This is a genomic window from Actinoplanes sichuanensis (assembly GCF_033097365.1).
Lineage (GTDB): Bacteria > Actinomycetota > Actinomycetes > Mycobacteriales > Micromonosporaceae > Actinoplanes > Actinoplanes sichuanensis.
Genome location: NZ_AP028461.1, coordinates 11,454,664 through 11,475,232 on the forward strand (window position 1 = coordinate 11,454,664; position 20,569 = coordinate 11,475,232).

Consider the following 20,569-nt stretch of genomic DNA (forward strand, 5'->3'; position numbering starts at 1 on the left):
ATGTGCCCATGGGATCCGCACGCCTGGTCGCCAGGGTGGCCGAAGTGGCCACCCTGGACCGGCTGCGCGCGGAGGCGTCCACCGGGTCCGGCGCGGTGGTGCTGATCATCGGCGAGGCCGGTATCGGTAAGACGGCGGTGGTCGAGGAGTTCGTGTCCCGGGCGACCGCGGCCCGCGCCGTCGTGTTGACCGGCCGCGCCGACCCGGACGAGGGGGCACCCGCGTTCTGGCCGTGGCTGCGCCTGCTCGACTGCGGGCTGCCCGGACTCGGACCGCAGACTCTCGTCACCGGTGACACCGGCGAGCCACCGGCGGTCGCCCGGTTCCGTGCCGTCCGCGCCACGGTCGCCGCGTTACGCACCGCCGCGCTTCGGTGGAGTGCCCGCCGCTGTCCCGACGGCCTCGAACCGGCGGTGTGTGCTCCACCGGCCGGGAGTGACGGCGGGCTGATTCTCGTCCTGGAGGACATGCACTGGGCCGACCCCGCCTCGCTGGCCCTGCTGACCACCCTGGCCCGGGAGATCAGCGACATCCCGATGCTCGTCGTGGTGACCGCTCGCGCCCTCGACATCGACCTGGCCGGCCCGGTGCCGCTGGTCCTGCAGCCCTGGGACCGGGCGGCCGTCGCGAGCTACCTGACGCTGCACGCCGGTGGCCCGGTACACCCCACCTGGCCGCCGCTGGTGCACCGGCTCGGCGGCGGCAACCCGCTCTACACCCGGGAGCTGGCGAGGTTGGTGCCCGTACCGCGGGAATCGGCAATCGATCTTGATCTGCCCGACGGTCTGTTGCGTCTCGCCGGCCGTCGCACCGCGGCCCTCACCCCGGCCTGCCGCGAGTTGCTCGGCCTGGCCGCCGCTCTCGGCCCGGACGTCGACGCCGTCCTCTTGACCGACCTCACCGCCGCCGATCCGGGCCGTCCGGCCGATGCCTGCGTGGAGTCGCTGCTGGCCGAGGCGATCGGGGCCGGGGTGCTCGCCGAGGATCCGTGGGCGCCGGCCCGGCTGCGGTTCGTGCACGAACTGATCCGGGAGGCGTGTTACGCGCGGCTGAGCCGGGCCGAGCGGATCGGCGCCCACCGCCGGATCGCCGACGTCCTGTGCGCGTCGGGCGCGCGTTCCGAGGAGACCGCCCGGCACCGGGTGCGGTCCGCGGTCGACGAGATGTCCCGACAGGCCGCCCGCGAAGCCTGCGAGGCCGCAGCGGCCGAGGCGACCCGTCGGCTCGACCACCACGCCGCCGCCACCTGGCTCGGCCAGGCCCTCGATCTGCTGCCGGGCGACCCGTGGCTACGCCTGGCCCGGGCCGAAGCGGCCTGCCGTGACGGACGCCTCGCCCTCGCCGTCGCCGACTGCTCCGCCGTCCTCGACACCGCCGAGAGCGACGGTGATCCGCGACTCGCCACGGCCGCGGCCCTGGTCGTGCGCGGCCACGGCGGACAGGTCGCTCCCGCGGCCCTGCGCCTCTGCGAACGCGCCCTGGCCCTGTCGCCGTCGGGCGATCCGGACGCCGCCCACGCCGAACTGCTAGCGCACTATGCGTATCTGCTGGTGGAGACCAGGGATCATGCGCGGGCCGAGGTGGTCAGCCGGCAGGCGATGGATCTGGCCGAGCAGATCGGCGACCCGGGTGCGCTCGCCGCCGCGGTGCACGCGCGCCACGAGGTGCTGGACCCCTACGCGGCGACCGAAGAGGTGCTCGATCTGGCCCGGCGCAGCCGTGACCTGGCGGTCGCCTCCGGGCGGGCCGACGCCGAACTGTGGGGCCGGCTGTGGCGACTCGACGGGCTGCTCACTCTCGGTGACCTGGCATCCTTCGATGCCGAGGTGTCCGGGCTGGCCGTGCTGACCGAGCGGATCGGCCGGCCGGTCGCCCGCTGGCATCTGCTGCGGGCGCGGGCCGCCCGGCGTTTCCTCGGCGGTCGGCTCGTCGCCGCCCGAGAGGCCGCCGACGAGGCGTTCGCGCTGGCCGGGACGTTCGAGGAGCAGCCGATGCGGGAGTTGCATTCGGCGTTCGTCGGTTCGCTGGCGCCGTTCACGGGTGAGCTGCCCGACTGGCCGGGTGACCTGCGTGAGGCGGCGGCCCGGTACGGTGCCGAGCCGATCGCGGCGGCCAACATCGGCCGGCTGGCGGTGCTCGCCGGGGACCGGGAGACCGCCGCCGACTGTGTCCGCCTGTTCCGCACGATGATGCCGGATCTGCCGCCGGACAGTCGGCAGTTGTTCGTGGTGCTGAGCGCGGCCGAGGTGGCGGCCTGGACCGGCGACGTCGATCTGGCCGCCGACGGCTACCTACGGTTGCTGCCGTTCGCGAACCGGTTCCTCAACATGACCACCGCCTGCTACGGGGTGCTGGCCCGCCCGCTCGGCACGATCGCCGCCGCGATCGGCGACCGGGCGGCCGCGGAGCGGCACTTCACCGACGCGATCACCCTGGAGCGGGACGCCGGTGCCGCGCCTTTCGCCGCACTCGCTTTTCTGGCGTACGCCCGGAGCGTCCACGAAACGGACACGCACCGTAGTCGAACCCTGGCCGGGAAGGCGCTCGCCATCGCCCGCCGCCTGAACCTGCCCGCGATCGCCGCCGAGGCCGCCACCCTGTCCCGCGACGACCTGACCGCCCGGGAACGGGAGATCGCCGTGCTGGCCGCCGAGGGCCTGGCCAATCGGGCGATCGCGGCCCGGCTGCACATCTCCGAACGAACCGTGGAGACCCACGTCCGCAACACCCTGGCCAAGCTGGGCGTCACCAACCGCACCCAGCTGGCGGCCCGCCTCCGAGACGGCCATCATCAGCCCTGATGAGGTCCTGCGTGCAGGGCGCGCGGCCGGACGGGGTCTCAGGAGGGCGCGCGGCCGGACGGGGTCTCTGGGAGGGCGCGCGGCTGGGCGGGGTGAAACGGCGACCGCCGGCCGTTGGAGACGGCCGGCGGTCGGTGGTGCGATCAGTGATTGGCGGTCAACGGCCGCCGCGACGGCCTCCGCCGCGAGCCGAGAAAGCGGCCGCACCCGCCCCGGCCGAGGTGGAACGCGGCGTGGCCGAGGTGCCGGAACGCGAGGCCGAGGTACCGGAACGGGTGGACGCCGCGGCGGTCCGTGGTGCGGCGGCACGCGTGCCGTTGCCGGCCGGAGTGGTGCGCTGCTGCGGCGTACCGGAGCGATGGTCCGAACCGGAACCACGGCCCTGGCCGGAGCCGGACGCGGACGTCCGCCGACGAGAACCCTGCCCGTTGTCGGCGGGTTTGGCCGCGGCGCGCTGCCGGTTCTGACCGGCGGCCGGTGTCGCGGGCGCCGCGGTGGCCGCCGTGGCGCCGTCCGCAGTGGAGCGACCGCGCCCACGACGTGGACGACGGGAGCGAGACCGCCCGGCCGAACCGGTGCCGTCCTCGGGCGACGCCGGCCGTGACTGCGTGGCCGGTGTCGACGGCGCGGCCGGGGGAGCCGGTGCCACGAAGGTCCGCTCACCCGGCGCCAACTCGGCCAGCAGCGCGTCGCCGGGCCGGGTGCGGGTGGTGACCGGGCGGATGCCGGCCTTGCGGGCCAGATCGCGTACATCGGCCTGCTGCTCGTCGGTCATCAGCGTGATCACCGTGCCGCGGTTGCCGGCCCGCGCGGTCCGGCCGGAGCGGTGCAGGTAGGCCTTGTGCTCGACCGGCGGGTCGGCGTGGATGACCAGGCTCACGTCGTCGACGTGGATGCCGCGGGCCGCGATGTCGGTGGCGACGAGCGTGCCCGCGGAGCCGTCGGAGAACGCCGACAGGTTGCGGTTACGCGCGTTCTGCGCCAGGTTGCCGTGCAGCTCGACGGCCGGGACCCCGGCCGCGTTGAGCTGACGGGTCAGCACCTTGGCACGCCGCTTGGTGCGGGTGAACACCACCGTCCGCCCGGGCGCCGCGAGCAGTTCGACGAGGATGCCGAACCGGTCGTCGTCACGCACGTGCAGCACGTGGTGGTCCATCTCGATCGGTGCCTGGGCGGCCGAGTCGACGTGGTGGGTGACCGGGCGGCGCATGAATTTCTGCACCAGCACGTCGACCCCGTTGTCCAGGGTGGCCGAGAAGAGCAGCCGCTGACCGCCGGCCGGGGTCTGCGACATCAGCCGCCGCACCACCGGCAGGAAGCCCAGGTCGGCCATGTGGTCGGCCTCGTCGAGAACGGTCACCTCGACCGCGTCGAGGGAGGCGTGGCCGCCACGGATGTGGTCGTCGAGCCGGCCGGGGCAGGCCACCAGCACGTCGACGCCCGCTTTCAGCGCCTTGATCTGCGGGTTGGGCCCGACACCGCCGAAGACCACGAGGGTACGCAGGCCGGCCGCGTCGGCCAGGGGGCGCAGCGTCGCCTCGATCTGGGTGGCCAGCTCCCGGGTGGGCGCAAGGATGAGCGCCCGGGGACGGCCGGGTTGAGGTTTGCGGGCCGCGGCGGTGAGCCGGGCCACGAGCGGGATCACGAAGGCGTACGTCTTGCCGGAACCGGTACGCCCCCGACCCAGCACATCCCGGCCGGCCAAGGTGTCGGGAAGGGTGGCCGTCTGGATGGGGAACGGGGTGGTGATCCCGAGCCGGTCGAGCGCCGTGTTGAGGACGGCGGGCACGCCGAGCTCGGTGAAGGAAGTCATGAAGATGGAAACTCCGAGTGGTCGATTACTGATCATTCTAGCTCGGCACCCTCTGCAACCGCTTCGCACCCGAAGGCGAACCGGTCCGCACTCAGCGCGCCCCATCTTTCTCCTCAGCGCCGGACATCCCCCCTGACCGGCCGGTACCTGAGGAGACCCCCGATGAGTGTTGAGACACCTGCGATCGAGCGGCGTGGCGAGGACATCGTCCGGGCGAACATGCCGCTCGTCGGGCACCTGGTCCGCGAGATGCTGGCCCGGGTTCCCTCGCACGTGAACCGGGACGATCTGCTGTCCGCCGGTTATGCCGCGCTGGTGGCGGCGGCCCGCGGATTCGACCCCGAGCGCGGTGTGCCGTTCCCGCGGTTCGCGGCGGCCCGGGTCCGCGGCGCGCTGCTGGACGAGCTACGTGGTCTGGACTGGGCCAGCCGCTCGGTACGGCAGCGGGCCCGACGTACCGACTCGGCCCGTGAGGAGCTGATGGCCGAGCTGGGCCGGACCCCGACCGTGCAGGAGGTGGCCGACAAGCTCGGCTGCAGTGTCGAGGACATCGAGCACGGCGAGGGCGACGTGCACCGCGCGACGGTCTTCAGCCTGCAGGGCTTCGCCACCGCGACCGCCGACGACATCGTCACCGAGCCGGGTCTCGGCCCGGAGGACATGCTGCTGCGCCGGGAGCGGTTCGGCTACCTGCGGCACGCGGTCGACGCGCTGCCCGAGCGGCTGCGGGTAGTGGTGGAGGGCTACTTCTACGCCGAGCGGCCGATGGCCCAGATCGCCGCCGAACTCGGTGTCAGCGAGTCCCGGGTGTCGCAGTTGCGAGCCGAGGCGCTGTTGCTGCTCCGGGACGGGTTGAACACCCACCTGGACCCGGCCCTGGCGGCGGAGAACCCGCCCAAGGAGGGCTGTGTGGCCCGGCGGCGGGCCGCGTACTACGACAAGATCGCCAGCCGGGGCACGCTGCGGACCCGGTTGGCGCTGACCGGCCCGGACGGCCTGCCGGTGGTGGCCGCCTAGACATCGCGGGAGAGCGGGGCCCGCCGCGGTTCGCGGCGGGCCCCCGAAACTCATGAGTTGGCGCAGGTGCCGGCCTTCTTCTGGGCGGCGATCGCCTTGGTGGCGCCCATCTTGTAGAGGCTCAGGCCCTCCTTGGCCGGCTCCAGTTTCCAGGCGTCCTGCTCGTAGACCATGGTGTACGACTGGGCCGCGACCAACTGCTTCGCGATCACCACGGCCTTGTCGGCGCCCTCCATCCGGGCGCTGGTCAGCTGGATCGCCAGGCCCTTGCGGGAGCAGGCGGTGTTCAGCTTGACGTAGTCGTCCTTGGTGATCGCCTTCTTGCCGGCCGCCGTGTACATGTCCCAGGCGCCGGCGAAGTCGCCGCCGCTGAACCTGTCGAACACGGTCTGCGCGGCGGCCTTGGCCCCGTCCAGCGTCTTCGGCTGGGGACCGGCGGCCTGCCGGCCCTGGACCGCGGCGGCGGCGTTGCCGGCCGGCTCCGGGTTCTCCTCCTCGGTGCAGGCGGCGACGGTGAGAGTGGTGGCCGCGGCGAGGGCCACGGCACCCAGGCGCAGGAGCTTCGGGTGGCTGTTGTCCATGTCCCGGTTAATGACGGCCGCCCATCGGGCGTAACGGCCCCGGCGTGTCGATGACGGGTTCCGGACACTTGCGCCCCAGCCCGTAACCCGCCGCGCCTCGGCTATTCTGGTCGTTTGCCGAATGCTCTACGGGCAAACAAAAAGGCAACCATAGGAATGGTTGCCGAACGCCGGAATGATACCACAAAAAGGGGCGACTTTGTCAAGCTCAAGCGCCGACATCGAGTCTGAGCAGGCGTACTTGACCACGCTCTACCAGCGCCTGGATCAATTGCGTGAGCAGGCCGACAACCGGCTGCGCGCGATCCTCCTGGAGGCGGGCGGCACTCCACAGGGCCGCACCCAGCGGGAAGCCACCCGCGCCCACTATGCCGAACAACTGGCGCAGTTCAATTCCGTCGAGAACGGCCTCTGTTTCGGGCGACTCGACTTCTCCGCGGACAGTCCGCGCTATATCGGGCGGCTCGGCCTCTTCGCCGAGGATCGCGACGCCGGTCCGCTCCTGGTGGACTGGCGGGCCCCCGCCGCCCGGCCGTTCTACCTGGCCACCGCCGTGCACCCGGAGGGGGTCACCCGCCGCCGACACCTGCGCACCCGCGGCCGGGTCCTCACCGGCATCGACGACGAGACCCTCGACATCGAGGCCGGCGACGGCACCGGGCGGGAGGATGTGACAGGCGAGGCGGCGCTGCTCTCCGCGCTGACCGCCAACCGGACCGGCCGGATGCGCGACATCGTCGAGACCATCCAGGCCGAACAGGACGAGGTGATCCGCTCCGGGCTGCCCGGTGTCCTCGTCGTCCAGGGCGGTCCGGGCACCGGCAAGACCGCGGTCGCCCTGCACCGGGCGGCCTATCTGCTCTACACCTACCGCGAACAGCTGACCCGCAGCGGTGTGCTGATCCTCGGGCCGAACACCACCTTCCTGCGCTACATCTCGCAGGTGCTGCCCGGCCTCGCCGAGACCGGTGTGCTGCTGGCCACCCTCGGCGACATGTTCCCCGGCGTCCGCGCGCACGCCGCCGAGTCACCGGCGGTCGCCGCGATCAAGGGCGGCACCGACATGCTCGACGCCCTGGAGAACGCGGTCGCCGACCGGCAGACCCTGCCCGACGACTTCGTCGAGGTCGACCACGACGGCTACCCGCTGCGCATCGAACGTGAGGTGCTGCTCGCCGCCCGGACCGCGGCCCGCCGCTCCGGACGCCCGCACAACGTCGCCCGGCAGATCTTCGTCACCGAGGCCATCCACCAGCTCTCCCAGCAGATCGCCGAGCGGATCGGCGCCGACCCGCTCGGCGGCGACAACCTGCTCTCCGAGGCCGACCTCGCCGAGACCCGCCGCGAACTACGCGAAGACGTCGACGTCCAGCTGGCCCTCTTCGACTTCTGGCCGGTCCTCACCCCGCGTCAGGTGCTGCGCGATCTGCTCAGCGACGCCGACCGGCTGGAGTCGGCCGGGCTGCCGGCCGAACTGCTGCGCGCCCGGTCGGCCGGCTGGACCCCGGCCGACGTCCCGCTTCTCGACGAACTCGCCGAACTCCTCGGCGTCGACGACACCCTCAAGGTCCGCGAACAACAACGGCAGAGAAAGGCCGCCATCGAGTACGCGGAAGGCGTCCTCGAAATCGTCGAAGGCTCCCGGTCGCTCGACTTCGAGGACGAGGGCGCCGAGAAGGACGAGATCCTGTCCGCTCTCGACGTCGTCGACGCGGGCGCGTTCGTCGAGCGCCACGAGGTGATCGACACCCGCACCGCCGCCGAACGGGCCGCCGCCGACCGGACCTGGGTCTTCGGTCACGTCATCGTGGACGAGGCGCAGGAACTGTCCCCGATGGCCTGGCGCCTGCTCATGCGTCGCTGCCCGAGCCGCTCGGTCACTGCCGTCGGTGACGTCGCCCAGACCTCCGAACTGGCCGGCACCAACAGCTGGGAGCAGGTCTTCGAGCCCTATGTCGCACAGCGCTGGCGGATCGTCGAGCTCAGCGTCAACTACCGGACCCCGGCCGAGGTGATGGCGGTCGCGGCCGACGTGCTCGCCGCGGTCGATCCCGCGCTGCGGCCGCCGCGGTCGGTGCGGTCCGCCGGCGTCACCCCATGGGCGCGGCGGGTGCCGGCCGACACCCTTTCCGAAGACCTGATCGCTGCGGTACGGAAGGAGGCCGCCCTCATCGAGGAGGGCCGTCTCGGCATCCTGGTGCCGGAGCGGCTGGAGGAGTCGCTCGGCGCCGACCTGGTCGCCGCGGTTCCCGGCGCGGCCATCGGCGAGCAGCCCGACCTGCTCAACCACGTGGCGCTGATGACCGTTCGCCAGGCGAAGGGGCTGGAGTTCGACTCGGTGCTGGTGGTCGCCCCCGACGAGATCATCGCCGAGTCGCCCCGCGGACTGTCCGACCTCTATGTGGCGGTCACCCGGGCCACCCGCCGCCTCGGTGTCCTGCACACCACCGATCTCCCGAAGGTCCTGGCCTCCCTGGCCTGACCACCACCCGAGGTGGTGGCCTGTACCGCGGACCGCCGCACAGGCCACCACACGGATCGCGGCGTCGTTCCGCTTCGCGCCCTCACTCCTCGCGCCCGGTTGATGGCGTTGTTCCGCTTCGTGCCCCCACCTCCTCGCGTCCGGTTGCGGCGGGGCTGACCGGTTTGTCGGTATTGCGAATTAGAGTGGCCGGGTGGCTGAATTCAGAGTGTCGGCGGCCAGTGCTGACGACGTGCGCGTGATCGCCGGGTGGGCGGTGGCCGAAGGCTGGAATCCGGGCGACGGTGACGAGAGCGCCTTCTACCCGACGGACCCGGGCGGGTTCCTCGTCGGGCGGCTGGACGGGCGACCGATCACCTCGATCTCCGCGATCCGGTATGGAACCGGGCACGGGTTTATCGGGCTTTATCTGACGGTTCCGGAGTTCCGGGGGCGCGGGTTCGGGTACCGGACCTGGCAGGCCGGCATGGAGCGGCTCGCCGGACGCGACATCGGGCTCGACGGAGTGGTCGCCCAGCAGGACAACTACCGCAGGTCAGGCTTTCAGGCGGCCTGGACCACCACCCGCTACCAGGGTGTCCTCGGTGGGCTGCGCCGGGACTCCGGCATCGAGGTGACCGATGCGCGCAGCGTCGGGTTCGGTGATCTGGCCGCCTACGATCGGCGGTTCTTCCCGGCCGAGCGGGACGCCTTCCTCGCCCTGTGGATCACTCTGCCCGGGCGGCGGGCCGTGGTCGCGCGGCGAGGCGGGACGATCGTCGGGTTCGCGGCCCGTCGACCGGCCGGTGACGTGGACCGGATCGGGCCGCTCTTCGCCGACTCGCCGGAGATCGCCGAGACACTGCTGGCCGCCTTGACTGTGCCCGGCGGTGTCCGGCCGAGCGGCGCGGAACTCATCGGCGGCGGCACCGCCCTGCTCGGCGGCGGTGTGGTGCCCGCAGCCGGGGACGACGTTCCGGTCATGATCGACGTGCCGGCTGATCATCAGATGGCCAATCGACTGGCCGAACGGGCCGGACTCAAAGCGACCTGGGACACGGCACGGATGTACACCGGCGGCGTCCCGCAGATCGACCGCCCGGGCATCTACGCGGTCACCTCCCTCGAACTCGGCTGACCCCGGCCCGGCCGTCGGCCATGGGGGTGAGTGCCTTCCGCCTTCACCGCGGGACGGGGCGATGCCTCATGTCGGGTGGGGGCGCGTGGCCGTACCGCCGGAGGGGTTTGATCTTGGGGAAGGGGAACGGGCTCGGCGTCCGGAGACGCCGAGCCCATTCGATGTCGGATATGTCAGGCGGCGGTGGCCGGCTTGACGCCGCGCCCGAGCGCCGTGTGACCCTGCGCGTTGGTCATCGCCAGGCGGCTGCGCATGGTGGTGTTGCTGGCGATGTTCGCGTAGTAGGTGGCGCGGCGACGAGCCGTGATGCTCTCCGGGTTGTCCGGGACCGGCGCCATCTCCGGGTTGAGGTGCGTGTTCAGGCCGTCGCGCAGCAGCGACAGCGCCTCGGCGCGCAGCTGCGACACCCGTGACTCGGTGACACCCAGGTCGGCGGCGATCTCCGCCATCGGGCGCTCCTGAAGGAAGTACTCGTTGACGACCGTCTGCAGCCGCTCCGGCAGCGAGTCGATCGCGTGGTGCAGGTAGCCGATCTGCTCGCGGCGAAGCAGCATCTCCTCCGGGCCCGGGTCACGCTCGGTGACCAGGTCGTCGGCGCTGCTGGTGGTGAAACCCTGCAGCGAGAGTACGGTCGCCCGCTGCACGTCGGTGTCGGTCTGGTGCAGGTCGGTCGTGGTGGTGCCGAGCGCCTGCGCCAGCTCCTCCGGGGTGGGGGTGCGGCCCAGCGTGGTGGTCAGCTGCTGACGGGTGACGTCGGTGTTGCGGGCCTTCGACCGCACCGAACGGGTCGCCCAGTCCAGCGCGCGCAGCTCGTCGAGCAGGGCGCCGCGGATCCGGGTGCCGGCGAAGCGGTGGAACGGGACGCCGCGCTGCGGGTCCCAGCCGCGGGCCGCGGTGACCAGGGCGTGCAGGCCGGCGCTGGTCAGGTCGTCGCGGTGGATGTGGTTCGGGATCCGGCTGAGCATGTCCCGCACCAGGTGGCCGACCAGCGGCATGTGCGTGCGGATCAGGTCTTCCTGCTCGCGCACGGTGAGCACGGGCGTGGCGGAAGCGGTGTCGGCGATGAGGTCGGCAGCGGTCGTCACGGTGCTGGTCATGTTTGTTTCCCCCGGTTGCTCGTCGGCGCCCCTGGCTGGGTGGGCACCGGCTGACAGGAGAAACTTTCAAGCGCGGAGGGTGCACGTTCCGGTCACGGACAGTTGCCTACCGGTTGCTTCGAATCCGGCCCTGCTCGCGGTCTTGTTCGGCCTCGCGGCTCGGCCTCGGTCGCTCGGTTCCGCGATGGCCCTTCCATCGGCGGCGGAGGGGCCCGGTTGAGAGTTCCGGCGGCGGTGGGGCAAGGTGTGCCGCATGGAATTGAGCGACACGAGCGCGGCCATCACCCTCATCTCCGGCCTGGTGATCCTGACCGGGGTGATCGGCGTGATCGTGCCGATCCTGCCCGGCCTGCTGCTCACCTGGAGTGGGGTGCTGCTCTGGGCGCTGCTCAGCGACGGCTCCGGCAGCGCCCGGCTGCTCGTCGCGGTGCTCGCCACGCTGATCGCCGGCATCGGCATGGTGGTCAAATTCGTGTGGCCGGGCAAGAAGCTCAAGGACACCGGCGTGCCCGGCTCGGCCGTGATCGTCGGCGGGGTGCTCGGCCTGATCGGCTTCTTCGTGGTGCCGTTCGTGGGCCTGGTGCTCGGTTTCATCCTCGGCGTCTGGCTGATGGAGCTGCGCCGTCTCGGCCCGGACCGCGCCTGGCCCTCGACCCGCTCCGCGATCGGCGCGGTCGGCCTCTCCCTGCTCGTGGAACTCGCCTCGGCCCTACTGATCGCCGTGCTCTGGCTCTTCGGCCTGGCCTTCGCCTAGCCCGCCCGACGACCACACCTCGTCGTCCACCGGCCGCCCGTCGCCGATCCGGCGAGTACACCTCGTCGTCCACCGGCCGCCCGTCGCCGATCCGGCGAGTACACCTCGTCGTCCACGGCCGCCCGTCGCCGATCCGGTGAGTCGGTGGCCGCCGTTGCGGGGTCAGTCGGATTTTCTGTGGACGGCGTTGCCGGCGCTGGGTCAGTCGGATTTCTGTAGGCGGCGCTGTCGGCGCTGGGTCAGTCGGATTTCTGTAACCGGCGTTGCCGGCGCTGGGTCAGCAGGAGCAGCAGGGGCACCGCGATCAGCGCCACCGCCACCGCGACGGCCGCGATCACGGTGAAACCGGTCGGACCGCCCGGGTGGGCGGCCTGGATGCCGGCACCCGCGACGGCGCCGGTGAGTTCCGGGGTGGCCGACGCGGCCTTCGCGGCGGCGGCGACCTCCTCCGGGGTGACCAGCTTGCCGACCGAGGTGCCGGCGGGCAGGGCGAACCCCCAGTCGAGCAGTGCGGCGCCCTGTTCCCAGCCGCGCAACGGCCGGGCCTCGGCGCCGAGCAGGGTGGCCACCAGGGTACGGCCGTCACGGGTGGCCGCGCCGACGTAACTGTGCCGGGCCAGGGTGGTGAAGCCGGTCTTCCCGCCGAGTGCGCCCGGGTAGTTGTAGATCAGCTTGTTCTCGTTCTGGAACTGGAAGCCGCCGACCTTCGGGTTCTTCTGGGCGGGCATCTGGGCGGTCTTCGTCAGCACATACTTGCGGAAGTCGGCGCTCGCGAAGCAGACCCGGGCGATGAGCGCCAAGTCGTACGCGCTGGTGAACTGCCCTTTGCCGTCCAGCCCGGAGGGGGTGACCGCGTGTGTCTGGCGCGCGCCGATCGAGGCGGCCTTGGCGTTCATCGCGGCGACCGTCTTCTGCAGCCCGTCGGCACCGCCGCCACCGGCCAGCCGGGCCAGCGCGTTGGCCGCGTCGTTGCCGGAGTTGAGCATCAGGCCCAGCCACAGCGTCGAGATCGTGTAGGTGCCGCCGACCACCAGGCCGACCGCCGAACTGTTCGGCTCGATGTCCAGGTCGCCCTTGGTGACCCGCATCTTCTGTGTCGGGTCGAGCTGATCGATCGCGGTCGCGGCGAGCAGCATCTTCTGCACGCTGGCCGGAGTCTGGTGCACGTGCGGGCCGCAGGCGCCGAGCACCTCACCGGTGTCGAGGTCGGCGACCAGCCAGGTGGTCGCGGTCAGCGCGGGTGGGCTGGGGCTGCCGGCCGGGACGATCAGCCCGTGCGTGGCGAGGGCCGGCCCGCCGACCGCCATGTCCTCGGCCACCTCGGCCGGCGGGGTGGGCCGCGGCGGGGCACTCGGCTTGGCGATCTTCGGCTTGGGACACGGCACCTCAGCGGCGACACCGAGCGAAGCGGAACCGAGTGCGGCGGCGCCGAGCGAAGCGGAACCGAGTGCGGCGGCGCCGAGCGAAGCGGAACCGAGTGCGGCGGCGTCGCGCGAGGCTGAAGCGAACGAAGCGGTGGCGGGGCCGACGGCTGCCGCCGGATGGGCGGACAGCACGACGGCGAGCAGCGAAGCGGCCGCCGCCAGGAGCCTCACGGCCATCGCTCGCCCGCGGTCAGTCGGCGCTCCAGCAGGGTGGCCAGCGGAATCGGGTCGCCGTCGCCGCCACCGGCGCCCACGATCAGGCGGGCGGCGCTCGGTGACAGGTCGGCCCCGGCGAACCGGGCCCGCAGCGACGGCGCGACGGTGAGCACGTAGTAACCACCGTCCTCGCCGACGGCGACCGACCGATCGGATTTCAGATACCACCCGCGGACATGCGTCTTGTACGTCGATCGCCCGTCGAGGCTGCGTGCGACCAGCACGTGCGGGCGCAGCCCGAGCTCACCGGCCCGGTGGACGAAGTCGTCGAGCAGCGCCTCGGCCCGGCGGGTCTCCGCGGCCCGGTCGGCCTCCAGAGCGGCGGCGCGAACGGCCACGGCGTGCCGTTGCTGCTCCCGCCAGGCGGCCTGCTCGTCCTGCATGGCGCCGACCCTAACGTGGGAACCTGTCCCTCGGCCAACCGGGCTTTGACGGATTCGGCTCCCATTCCCGGTCCCATTCCGATAACCGACGGGAAAGAATTGCCGGATCGCGGTCAGGAGTTGCGCCGGCGACCGGTTGCGCGCCAGACTGGGCGCGGTTGAATTATTCTTCTCGGGAGTCGTTATGGCGCGGCAGGTAATCACCACCCTGATCGACGATCTGGACGGCAACAAGGCGGATCGGACTGTCGAGTTCAGTCTCGACGGCGTCAGCTACACGATCGACCTTTCCGAGTCCAATGCCGGAAAGCTGCGTAAGGCTCTGGATCCGTTCATCAGCGCGGGCACTCGTCTGGGCCGCACCACGTCGGGGCGCATCCCGTCGCGTGGCGCTGCTCCGGTCCGCACCGCCGGCTCTCGCGACGAGAACCGGCTGATCCGCGAGTGGGCGATCAGCAACGGGCACAAAATCTCCGAGCGGGGCCGCATTCCGCAGGAGGTCAGCAACGCGTACCGGGCCGCGCACGGCCGCTGATTCGCGCCGTTGTCGCCGTGCCGGTCCTGCGCCGGCACGGCGAGTGGCCGCCGCTGCCCACCGGCCCCGGGTGAGAAATCCCACTCGATCTTCGGCGAATCGTTAACAGTCCGAATTGGACGAGGAAATACTTTCCGGACGGCGAGCATCAAAGGTAAGGCGCCTGTCAAAGGCGTAGGCGGGGCAGTTCGGCGGCCACCGCCTCCAGCACCTTCTCGTCGCCGGTGTACCAGCTCGACTCGCGCGGCCAGTGCGCGATCACGTCGGTGAATCCGAGTTCCCGGGCCCGGCCGACCGCGTCGGTGAAGGCCTCCACACTGCTCATCGAGAAGATCGGTGACGTGTCCAGGTTGAGATATCGGTCCACCGAGTCCAGTGGCCGACCGGCCGCTTCCAGGGTCGCGTCGAACCGGTCGCGGAGCACGGTCACCTCTTTCCACCACAGTTCCGCGCTGTCCAACTGCTGCGGGCCGGTGGTGACCCAGCCGTCGCCGTAGCGGGCGGCCAGCCGCAGTGCCCGCGGGCCGTTGGCGGCGACCACGAACGGCGGGCGGGGCGTCTGGAGCGGGCCGGGAATGCTGCGGGCGTCGACCGCGGAGAACCATTCGCCGGACCAGGTGGTGGCCGGCTGCCGCAGGATGGTGTCGAGCAGCTCCAGGAACTCGGCGAACCGGTCGACCCGGGCGCGCGGGGTGAGCTCCGGCTGCCCGAGCACCGCCGAGTCGAACCCGATGCCACCGGCGCCCAGGCCGAGGACGAGCCGCCCGGCCGAGATGTCGTCGAGGGCGGTGACCTCCCGGGCGAAGTGCACCGGGTGCCGGAAGTTCGGCGTCGCCACATACGTACCCAACCGGATCCGGGTGGTGACCAGGGCGGCCGCGGTCAGGGTGGGCACCGGGTCGAACCACGGGCCGTCGACCAGGTCACGCCAGCCGAGGTGGTCGTAGGTCCACGCCTGGTCGAAGCCGAACTCGTCGGCCAGGCGCCAGCGGCGGCTCGCGACGGCCCAGCGCTGGTCGGGAAGGATCACGATGCCGATACGCACCCGCCGAAGCCTACCGGGACGGGATCAGGCGCTCCGGCGGTCCTGCCGGCCGGTGTCGCCGGGCACGGTGGCCGCCGACTCGAACGCCTGCAGTGCCTGGAGCAGGTCCTGCCGGGCGGCGGCGGGCATCCGCTCCAGCACCTCGGCGAGCGCGGCCTGCCGCCGCTCCCGCAGGTCGGCCAGGAGCCGCCGGGACGCCGAGGTGAGCAGCAACCGCACCTCGCGACGGTCGCGTGGGTCGGCGACCCGGCGTAGCAGCCCGGTCGCCTCCAGCCGGTCGCAGAGGCGGCTCGCCGACGACGGCACGACGTCGAGGGCCTCGGCCAGCCGGCTCATGTTGGTGTGCCGGTTACCGGCGACGATGGTCAGCACCCGCAGCTGGGCGGGCGGTACGGTCGGCTGCTGTGCGACCCGGGCCCGTTCGAGGACGTCCACCAGCGCCTCCACCGACGACTCGACAGCCGCGGCGATCTCGGTGGCACGATTCATCTCGTATCCCCGTCATCGGCAGTCGGCGGACCCGTGAACCTGCATGTATACCCGGTCCGGTGGCGCCGGAAACAACGATCAGCGACGCCAATCCAAGCAGACCATGACCGCGTCATCATCCGGCTCGGCTCCGGCATGATATTCGCGCAGGCTCCGCAACACCGTACCGACCGCCTCGGTGGCCGGCTGCAACCGTGTCCGGCGAAGTGCGCTGAGCAGTCCGGATTCCCCGAATCGGGGGAGCCCGGTGGGAGTCGCGGCGTGGACGCCGTCGCTGACCACGAGCATCCGATCGCCCGGTTCGAGCTGGAATCGCTGAATCTCGTAGTGGGCCTCACCGAACATGCCGAGCGGCAACTGCTGCTCCAACGGGACCTGCTCGATGCCGCTGCCGCGTGCGATCAGGCAGTGCGGCGATCCGGCGTCGACCGCGGCCACTCCACCGCTGACCAGGTCGATCTCCAGCAGCAGGGTGGCGGCGTGCACGCCGCCGGAATATCTGGCGTGGACCGCGTCGGAGGCGAGTTCGGCCTGCTCGACGATGTCGGCGCCGAAGCGGCGGGCGTTGCGCATGGCGTTGACGGCCAGCGAGGTGAGCAGCGCGGCCTCCATCCCGTCGCCGTCCCCGTTGAGCACGGTCAGGGTCAGCCGGTCGCCGTCCAGCGCCCAGTCGAAGTGGTCGCCGCGGACGTCGTACGCCGGCTCCAGTTGACCGGCGACCAGGAACCGATCGTCGCCGAGTGCCCGGCCGGGCAGTAGGTCCCATTGCAGCTCGGCGGCCATGGTGAGCCGGCCGCGGCGCCGGGCCTGGTGGTAGCGGTCGGTGGCGGTCTCGGCGGCCCGGAGCGCGATGGCCAGGTCGTCGCTGTCGGCGGCGAGCCGCTCGGCGATCTCCGCGGGGGGTGCCGCGGGCAGGTCGGCCCGGAGCACGCCGACCCGCTCACCCCAGCAGGTGAGTGGCAGGTGTAACCGGACCTGTCCGGCCGGGGCGCGCTCGGTGCTCGGCTGCTGGCTGCCGAAACAACGCATGGCGGTGGTCGCGTCGGTGGGGTCGGGCTCACCGATCAGCGGATGCAGGCGGGTGCCGGTGAGGTCGGGTACGAGCACCTCGACGGCTCCGGCGGAGAAGTGGCGCCGCAGGTGCTCGGCGGCGATCTCGGGCAGGCGGTCGGGCGGCGCGGCCCGTAGGAGCGAGCCGAGGGGTGCCGGCTGATCAGACATTCCAGACTCCTTCCACGAAGCGACGTGCAGAGCGACAGCGGGCAGCGAGGGACAGCAACCGGTTATTTGTTATACGGCAAGCAAATCGCGCCGGGACAACCCACCCAGGGGTGGCCCGGCGCGACAGCCCTCAGGCGAAGGACTTCTCGAAGTGGATCAGGCTTCCACTGCGCGGGCTGGAGTGCATGCGAACGTTCTCGCCCAGCGCCTTGATCAGGAGAAGGCCTCGCCCACGCTCACTGGTCGGCGAGGGTACGGCGTCCGCCGCCGGGTCGAAGCCGGAACCGTGATCCACCACATCGATGGAACAGCGGTCCTCGCCGACGTCCAGGCGGACCTCGAAGTCCTCCGCCCCGGCGGCGTGCTTGACCACGTTGGCACACGCCTCGGTGAGGGCGATCTCCAGATCGGCGCCGGCCTGGCGATCCACACGAAGGATCGTCAGGGCGCACCGCAACAGCCGGCGCACGGCGGGAACGCTGTCCACCTCGCGGGGCAGATTGAGCCGAACCGACATGCGCATGCCGTTTTCTGTGCCCGATCGGCCGCCCGGCTAACCGTGACGCCGATGACCCCGTCCCCGATTCGTGTTATCCATGTCTGCCGCGCCCGTCTCCCTGTGCAGCGGATACACGGAGTGGAGAGACATGGTGGGACAACCTGACACGGCGACCGTCATCGCGGCCCGCGCCGGCGATCCGGGGGCGGTCGACCGGCTCGTCGCCGGATATCTGCCGCTGGTCTACACCATCGTGGGCCGGGCCCTGGAGGGGCACGCCGACGTCGACGACGTGGTCCAGGAGGTCATGCTCCGGGTGCTGCGCAACCTCGGCGAGCTGCGCGACCCCACGGCGTTCCGATCCTGGCTGGTCGCGATCACCGTGCGCCAGGTCCGGGAACGCTTCCGGGCCCGTCCGCCGGCCGACCCGCTCGACCCCGACCTGCGCGATCCGGGCGCCGACTTCACCGACCTGGCGATCACCCGGCTCGAACTCTCCGGCCAGCGCCGGGAGACCGCCGAGGCGACCCGCTGGCTCGACGACGACAACCGCGAGCTGCTCTCGCTCTGGTGGCTGGAGGCCTCCGGCGAACTCACCCGGGATGAGATCGTCGACGCCAGCGGCCTCGGCCGCCAGCACGCGGCGGTCCGCATCCAGCGGATGAAGGCGCAGCTGGAGACGGCCCGGGCGGTGGTCCGGGCGCTGCACGGCCCGCACTGCGCGGAGCTGGCCGGCGTTCTCACCGCCTGGGACGGGCATCCCAGCGCGCTCTGGCGCAAACGCATCGCACGGCACACCCGCGACTGCCGGCTCTGCGCGCCGGCCTGGCAGAACCTCGTCGAGGCGGAGCGGTTGCTGGCCGGTATGGCGCTCATCCCACTGCCTCCGGGACTTGCGATCTTCAAAATCAACACCCTCGGGGGTACGGCTACCGGCGCCGTCTCCACCGCGGCGACGACCGCGGCGGCGCCCGCCCAGATAGTGGCCAAGGCGGGCGGTGTCGTGGCCCAGAAGGTGCTCGCCGGTCTACTCGCCACGGGCGTGGTGGCGGGCGGCGGGGCGGCCGTCTGGTCGTACCAGACCCCGGCGGAGCCGATCACCAACGCCGCCGTCGTCGCATCGCCACCACCCGCGTCGGCCGCGCCCACGCCGTCGCCGTCGGTGACCAAACCGTCGCCGTCGCCCTCCCGTCGGTCGCCGTCGGCGCCCGCCGCGCCGCCGGTGGTGAACGTCTCCGCCAAGAAGGGCGCCGCGGTGTGGAAGTTCGCCGGGGCGAAAGGCGCGCTGAAGGATGTCGGCGCGTCCTGGTACTACTCCTGGTCGGCCGACGACAACGAGGTGCCCGGCCCGGCGAACGTCGACTTCGTGCCGATGATCTGGGGTGCCGCCAACGTCACCGACGCCACCCTCAAGGAGGTCAAGGCCGAGGGCGACGTGCTGCTCGGCTTCAACGAGCCGGACCTCGCCGAGCAGTCGAACATGAGTGTCGAGGCCGCCCTGGCCGCCTGGCCCAAGCTCGAGGCGACCGGGATGAAGCTGGTCAGCCCGGCCGTCGCGTTCGGTGGCGACACGGCGGGCGGCTGGCTCGACCGTTTCATGGCCGGCGCGAAATCGAAGGGTCTGCGGGTCGACGCGATCGCCCTGCACTGGTACGGCTCCGACTTCAGCTCCGCCTCGGTCAACCAGTTCCTCGGCTACGTCGACGCCGTGCACGAGCGGTACGGCAAGCCCATCTGGATCACCGAGTTCGGTCTGATCAACTTCAGTGGGTCACCCAAGTACGCCAGTGACGCGCAGAAGGTCGCCTTCATCAAGGGCACCACCGCCGGACTGGAGAAACGCTCGTACGTCGAGCGTTACGCCTACTTCGGGCTGCCCGCCGTGGGCGACAGCGTCGACTTCGGGCTCTACCTCGACGCGGACAGCCCGACGGCGGCCGGGAAGGCCTACCGGGCGGCGGGGTGACCCTTTCCACATCGGAGGCTGCCGGGGCGGGTTTAGTCTTCGTTCATGATTCGGTTCGGGTACAAGGCGTCGGCGGAGCAGTTCGCGCCGGCTGAGCTGCTCAAGTACGGCATTCTGGCGGAGGAGCTGGGCTTCGACTCGGTGTTCGTCAGTGACCACCTGCAACCGTGGCGGCACGACGGCGGCCACGCCCCGGCCGCCCTGCCCTGGCTCGGGGCGCTGGCCGCGCGGACCGAGCGGGTGCTGATCGGCACCAGTGTGCTGACCCCGACCTTCCGCTACCACCCGGCCGTCGTCGCGCAGGCGTTCGCGACCCTCGGCTGCCTCGCGCCGGGCCGCGCCATTCTCGGTGTCGGCTCCGGCGAGTCACTCAACGAGGTGCTCCTCGGCACGCAGTGGCCGGACGGCAAGGAGCGGTTCGCCCGGCTCAAGGAGGCCGTCCTGCTGATCCAGAAGCTGTGGGCCGAGGACCGGGTGACGTACGAGGGGCAGTTCTACAAGACCGAGAACGCCACCATCTACGACAAGCCCGATCAGCCGGTGCCGATCTACATCGGCGCCTCCGGCCCGGCCGCCACCCGGCTCGCCGGGCGCATCGCCGACGGGTTCATCACCACCAGCGGCAAGGGGCACGCGCTCTACACCGACACGCTGCTCCCGGCCGTCACCGAGGGCGCCGAGAAGGCCGGCCGCAAGATCGACGACCTGGACCTGCTGATCGAGGTCAAGGTGTCCTTCGACGACGACATCGAGCGGGCCCGCAACGACACCCACTACTGGGGCGCGCTGGCGCTGTCGCCGGAGGAGAAGACCGGCGTCGAGGACCCGGTCGAGATGCAGCGGCTCGCCGACGCGCTCGCGGTCGAGCGGACCGCCACCCGGTGGATCGTCTCCTCCGACCCGGACGAGCATGTCGCCAAGGTCGCCGAGTACCTGGACATGGGTTTCAAGCACTTGGTCTTCCACGCGCCGGGGCCGGACCAGGAGCGTTTCCTGCGCCTCTACTCGGAGCAGATCCTCCCGCAGCTCCGCGGGCGCGCCTAGAGCCGGGACGTCGGTCGTCGCCCCGCGCTGTCCTCCGCTACCGGAAACGCGCTGTCCTCCGATACCGGAAACCGCGGTGAGCGAC

17 protein-coding genes are annotated in these 20,569 nt (G+C 71.7%); 8 read left to right on the forward strand and 9 right to left on the reverse strand.

The genetic code is table 11. The annotated features are described in order from the left end of the window. Positions 1-8 precede the first annotated feature (8 nt). On the forward strand, positions 9-2,801 hold the full coding sequence (locus tag Q0Z83_RS52460) for a helix-turn-helix transcriptional regulator (RefSeq protein ID WP_317791065.1): 2,793 nt from the start codon (positions 9-11) through the stop codon (positions 2,799-2,801). A gap of 157 nt (positions 2,802-2,958) precedes the next feature. Here Q0Z83_RS52460 and Q0Z83_RS52465 read toward each other — a convergent pair whose 3' ends face one another. Continuing rightward, on the reverse strand, positions 2,959-4,614 hold the full coding sequence (locus tag Q0Z83_RS52465; RefSeq protein WP_317791066.1) for a DEAD/DEAH box helicase: 1,656 nt from the start codon (positions 4,612-4,614) through the stop codon (positions 2,959-2,961). Between the two features lie 162 nt (positions 4,615-4,776). Here Q0Z83_RS52465 and Q0Z83_RS52470 point away from each other — a divergent pair, with 162 nt between their 5' ends. After that, positions 4,777-5,631, forward strand: a complete 855-nt coding sequence (locus Q0Z83_RS52470) for a sigma-70 family RNA polymerase sigma factor (protein ID WP_317791067.1) — start codon at positions 4,777-4,779, stop codon at positions 5,629-5,631. A 50-nt stretch (positions 5,632-5,681) separates the two neighbouring features. On the opposite strand, the gene Q0Z83_RS52475 is transcribed toward Q0Z83_RS52470, so the two are convergent. Continuing rightward, positions 5,682-6,212, reverse strand: coding sequence for a hypothetical protein (locus Q0Z83_RS52475; protein ID WP_317791068.1), 531 nt, complete (start codon positions 6,210-6,212; stop codon positions 5,682-5,684). Between the two features lie 175 nt (positions 6,213-6,387). On the opposite strand from Q0Z83_RS52475, the gene Q0Z83_RS52480 reads away from it, so the two are divergent. Together Q0Z83_RS52480 and Q0Z83_RS52485 are read left to right on the forward strand one after the other, a co-directional pair. Continuing rightward, positions 6,388-8,694 carry a HelD family protein gene (locus Q0Z83_RS52480; RefSeq protein WP_317791069.1) on the forward strand — a complete coding sequence of 769 codons (2,307 nt, stop codon included), beginning with the start codon at positions 6,388-6,390 and terminating at the stop codon, positions 8,692-8,694. 193 nt (positions 8,695-8,887) lie between these two features. Next, positions 8,888-9,811, forward strand: coding sequence for a GNAT family N-acetyltransferase (locus Q0Z83_RS52485; RefSeq protein ID WP_317791070.1), 924 nt, complete (start codon positions 8,888-8,890; stop codon positions 9,809-9,811). A gap of 173 nt (positions 9,812-9,984) precedes the next feature. On the opposite strand, the gene Q0Z83_RS52490 is transcribed toward Q0Z83_RS52485, so the two are convergent. After that, positions 9,985-10,908 (reverse strand): sigma-70 family RNA polymerase sigma factor, encoded by a 924-nt coding sequence (locus Q0Z83_RS52490; RefSeq protein ID WP_317791071.1) that lies wholly within the window; start codon positions 10,906-10,908, stop codon positions 9,985-9,987. Positions 10,909-11,161: 253 nt separating this feature from the next. Here Q0Z83_RS52490 and Q0Z83_RS52495 point away from each other — a divergent pair, with 253 nt between their 5' ends. Continuing rightward, positions 11,162-11,662, forward strand: coding sequence for a DUF456 domain-containing protein (locus Q0Z83_RS52495; protein WP_317791072.1), 501 nt, complete (start codon positions 11,162-11,164; stop codon positions 11,660-11,662). A gap of 239 nt (positions 11,663-11,901) precedes the next feature. Here Q0Z83_RS52495 and Q0Z83_RS52500 read toward each other — a convergent pair whose 3' ends face one another. Both Q0Z83_RS52500 and Q0Z83_RS52505 read right to left on the reverse strand, forming a co-directional pair. Continuing rightward, positions 11,902-13,263, reverse strand: a complete 1,362-nt coding sequence (locus Q0Z83_RS52500; RefSeq protein ID WP_317791073.1) for a D-alanyl-D-alanine carboxypeptidase family protein — start codon at positions 13,261-13,263, stop codon at positions 11,902-11,904. Further along, a complete protein-coding gene (locus tag Q0Z83_RS52505) occupies positions 13,254-13,685 on the reverse strand; it encodes a hypothetical protein (protein ID WP_317791074.1) in 432 nt (143 codons plus the stop codon). Before Q0Z83_RS52505 ends, Q0Z83_RS52500 begins: the two co-directional genes overlap by 10 nt. Before the next feature lie 184 nt (positions 13,686-13,869). On the opposite strand from Q0Z83_RS52505, the gene Q0Z83_RS52510 reads away from it, so the two are divergent. Further along, the gene (locus Q0Z83_RS52510; RefSeq protein WP_317791075.1) at positions 13,870-14,220 is read left to right on the forward strand and encodes a histone-like nucleoid-structuring protein Lsr2; all 351 of its coding nucleotides are present in this window, start codon (positions 13,870-13,872) and stop codon (positions 14,218-14,220) included. Positions 14,221-14,386: 166 nt separating this feature from the next. On the opposite strand, the gene Q0Z83_RS52515 is transcribed toward Q0Z83_RS52510, so the two are convergent. The 4 genes from Q0Z83_RS52515 to Q0Z83_RS52530 all read right to left on the reverse strand — a co-directional run bounded on the left by Q0Z83_RS52515 (position 14,387) and on the right by Q0Z83_RS52530 (position 17,498). After that, positions 14,387-15,265 carry an LLM class flavin-dependent oxidoreductase gene (locus Q0Z83_RS52515; protein WP_317791076.1) on the reverse strand — a complete coding sequence of 293 codons (879 nt, stop codon included), beginning with the start codon at positions 15,263-15,265 and terminating at the stop codon, positions 14,387-14,389. Between the two features lie 24 nt (positions 15,266-15,289). Then, complete coding sequence (locus Q0Z83_RS52520; RefSeq protein ID WP_317791077.1) at positions 15,290-15,754, reverse strand: MarR family winged helix-turn-helix transcriptional regulator; 465 nt, start codon at positions 15,752-15,754, stop codon at positions 15,290-15,292. A gap of 78 nt (positions 15,755-15,832) precedes the next feature. Beyond that, complete coding sequence (locus Q0Z83_RS52525; RefSeq protein ID WP_317791078.1) at positions 15,833-16,975, reverse strand: PP2C family protein-serine/threonine phosphatase; 1,143 nt, start codon at positions 16,973-16,975, stop codon at positions 15,833-15,835. Between the two features lie 130 nt (positions 16,976-17,105). Further along, the gene (locus Q0Z83_RS52530; protein WP_317791079.1) at positions 17,106-17,498 is read right to left on the reverse strand and encodes an ATP-binding protein; all 393 of its coding nucleotides are present in this window, start codon (positions 17,496-17,498) and stop codon (positions 17,106-17,108) included. A 124-nt stretch (positions 17,499-17,622) separates the two neighbouring features. Here Q0Z83_RS52530 and Q0Z83_RS52535 point away from each other — a divergent pair, with 124 nt between their 5' ends. Further along, entirely contained in the window at positions 17,623-19,440 is a 1,818-nt protein-coding gene (locus tag Q0Z83_RS52535) for a sigma-70 family RNA polymerase sigma factor (protein ID WP_317791080.1), read from the forward strand. Between the two features lie 45 nt (positions 19,441-19,485). Beyond that, positions 19,486-20,484 (forward strand): glucose-6-phosphate dehydrogenase (coenzyme-F420), encoded by a 999-nt coding sequence (gene fgd, locus Q0Z83_RS52540; protein ID WP_317791081.1) that lies wholly within the window; start codon positions 19,486-19,488, stop codon positions 20,482-20,484. The last annotated feature ends 85 nt before the right edge of the window (positions 20,485-20,569 follow it).